This window comes from Streptomyces sp. WELS2, from assembly GCF_013870595.1.
Taxonomy (GTDB): Bacteria; Actinomycetota; Actinomycetes; order Streptomycetales; family Streptomycetaceae; genus Streptomyces.
The window spans coordinates 1-2,839 of sequence record NZ_JACBWZ010000780.1; the positions used below are offsets into that span (position 1 = coordinate 1).

Sequence of the window (2,839 nt, forward strand, 5' to 3'; positions counted from 1 at the left end):
CGGGAGCCGGCGGTTTCGGGATCGGAGGCGGGATTGACGGTGGTGCAGCCGGCGACGCTCACCAGAGCGGCGACCAGCAGCGGAAGAAGTCGGCGAGGCACGGCGCCCACTGTGCCGCACCGCCCGCGGCGGCGGCCCGCTCCACGCCGGATCACCACCCCCACGAGCGACCGGCCGGGGTGACGGACCCGTCACGATGATCGGGTGTCCGCACCGGTCGCCGGCAACTCCCCCTCGCCCGCTTGCCGTTGCGTGGTCCGCCCGCCGGCCCGGCGGGCGCGTCCGGCCCTGCGGGAATACCACGATCCGGTGGTTTGTTGCCCGCACCACGGACACCGCACCCCTTCCAGTGGTAGCGTGCTGTCAGCACTCGTGCACGCCCAAGGTGGGCGCCGGTGCCAATCTCTCTCAGCTGATCGGTTCGCCGCTGTCCCGGATCCCCCGGCCTCCGGCGCGTCAGCTTCCCGGTACCGCCTCGTGACGGGCTTCTCTCCGCCGTACCCGAGGCACCGTCTCCGCCGCCCGGAGGCAGTCGCAGACGCCTCCCGCTCGCGGCCTCACCCCCGCTTCCCCTCCCCGTCCCGTCCGCGAAAGGACATCCGCATGACCACCACGCTCACAGCCCGTCCCGAGGCCACGCAGGCACCGGCCGCCCCGCTCGTCACCGGCGTCCTGGACATCGACGCGCACGGCAAGGGACATCTCAGGGCCGCCGGCCTGCTCCCCTCCCCCGCCGATCCGCAGGTCGCGCCGGCGCTCGTGCGCCGCCACGGACTGCGCAAGGGGGATCTGGTCGAGGGCGTCAGGGGCGCCCAGCGGGCCCTGACCGAGGTGGCGCGCGTCAACGGACGCGCCCCCGGCGCGCGTCGCCACTTCCACGAGCTCACCCCGCTCCATCCGCACCGGCGCCTGCGCCTGGAGCACCCCGGCGCCGGGCTGACCGGGCGCCTCGCCGATCTGCTCGCGCCGGTCGGCAAGGGCCAGCGCGGTCTCATCGTGGCGCCGCCCAAGAGTGGCAAGACCGTGCTGCTCCAGCAGCTCGCCGCCGCCGTGGCCGGCAACCACCCCGAGTGCCGGCTGATCGTCCTGCTGCTCGACGAACGGCCCGAGGAGGTCACCGAGATGCGCCGCTCGGTGCGCGGGGAGGTGTACGCCTCCACCTTCGACCGCTCGCCCAAGGACCACATCGCCCTGGCCGAGCTGGTCGTGGAGCGGGCCAAGCGGCTGGTCGAGGCCGGTGAGGACGTCGTCGTGCTGCTGGACTCGCTGACCCGGCTGTGCCGCGCCTACAACAACGCCTCCGCCGCCGGCGGCCGCACCCTGAGCGGCGGTGTCGACGCGGGTGCGCTGATCGGCCCCAAGCGGTTCTTCGGCGCCGCGCGCCAGGCCGAGGAGGGCGGCTCCCTCACCATCCTCGCCTCGGCGCTGGTGGACACCGGTTCCCGGGCCGACGGCTACTTCTTCGAGGAGCTGAAGAGCACCGGCAACATGGAGCTGCGTCTGGACCGGGAGCTGGCAGCCCGGCGGGTGTTCCCGGCCGTGGACATCGACTCCAGCGGCACCCGTCGCGAGGAACTGCTGCTCACCCCGGCCGAGTTGACCGCCGTACGCGGACTGCGCCGGGCTCTGCGCTCCCGGGAGGGCGGTCCGTCCGCCGTCGAGACCCTGCTCGAACGGCTGCGTGCCACTCCCGACAACGCCACGTTCCTGCGGCGGATCCGGCCCACCCTCCCGGCCGGCTGATCCCGGCCCCCGGGGCGCCCCGGTGCGGCATCCGGGTTGCTCGGCGCCCCGAACGGCCCCGGCGGGGTGAGGGATCAGGACCCTGTTCGTAGGTTGACCGTATGATCACCGGATTCTCGTATCGCGCGGCAGTGTCGGCCTGCTCCCTCTGTGTGGCGGGCCTGCTGGTGCTCACGCCGGCCGCTGCCGCCGCCGGACACCCGGCCGGGGAACCCGCCCCGCCCCGCCCCCCGGCGGCGATGCCCGGGCCGTCCCTGCTGTACAGGTCCGGCACCCAGGTCCGGCCGCACCGGGGCGCCCCCGAACTGCCCGATGTCTCGGCGCTGTCCTGGCTCATCGCCGACGCGAGCAGCGGCGAGGTGCTGGCCGCGCACGAAGCGCACCGCGAACTGCCCCCCGCCAGCACCCTGAAGACCCTGTTCGCGCTCACCGTCCTGCCCACGCTGCCCGGCGGGCTCCAGCACACCGTGTCCTACGACGAACTGGCGGACGTCGGCGAGGGCAGCAGCCTGGTCGGCGTCGAGGAGGGGCACACCTACCAGGTGGCGGACCTGTGGCGGGGGGTGTTCCTCAGCTCCGGGAACGACGCCGTGCACGTCCTCGCCCGGCTCGGCGGCGGCTGGGAGGCCACCGCCGCCCGGATGCAGGACAAGGCCCGCTCGCTCGGCGCGCTGGACACCCACGTCGTCTCCCCGGACGGTTACGACGCCCCCGGCCAGGTCTCCTCCGCCTTCGACCTCGCGGTGTTCGGCCGGGCGGGCCTGCGCGACCCCGACTTCGCCCGGTACTGCGGCACCGCCGAGGCCAGCTTCCCCGGTGACGGCTCGTCGTACCCCATCGAGAACACCAACCGGCTGCTGACCGGCGAGGACGGCGTGGCGCCGTACCCCGGGCTGATCGGCATCAAGAACGGCTACACCAGCAACGCGGGCAACACGCTCGTGGCAGCGGCGCGCCGGAACGGGCACACCCTCGTGGTGAGCGTCCTCAACCCTCAGGCCGACGGCGGGTTGACCGTGTACGAGGAGGCCCGCGCGCTCGCGGAGATCCGTGCCCCCGCCGGCACGCTGCCCGGGGTGTCGTCCTTCCAGCTCCA

At 74.1% G+C, this 2,839-nt stretch carries 2 protein-coding genes; both read left to right on the forward strand.

All coding sequences use genetic code 11. The annotated features are described in order from the left end of the window. The first annotated feature begins 603 nt into the window (after positions 1-603). On the forward strand, positions 604-1,743 hold the full coding sequence (gene rho / locus H5J33_RS29700; RefSeq protein WP_181797888.1) for a transcription termination factor Rho: 1,140 nt from the start codon (positions 604-606) through the stop codon (positions 1,741-1,743). A gap of 101 nt (positions 1,744-1,844) precedes the next feature. Next, positions 1,845-2,839, forward strand: a 995-nt coding sequence (locus H5J33_RS29705) for a D-alanyl-D-alanine carboxypeptidase family protein (RefSeq protein ID WP_181797889.1), incomplete at its 3' end; no start/stop codon positions are given.

Bases quoted from the DNA above. Each gene is read 5' to 3' on its own strand.
- rho (WP_181797888.1), top strand. From the start codon at position 604: ATGACCACCACGCTCACAGCCCGTCCCGAGGCCACGCAGGCACCGGCC.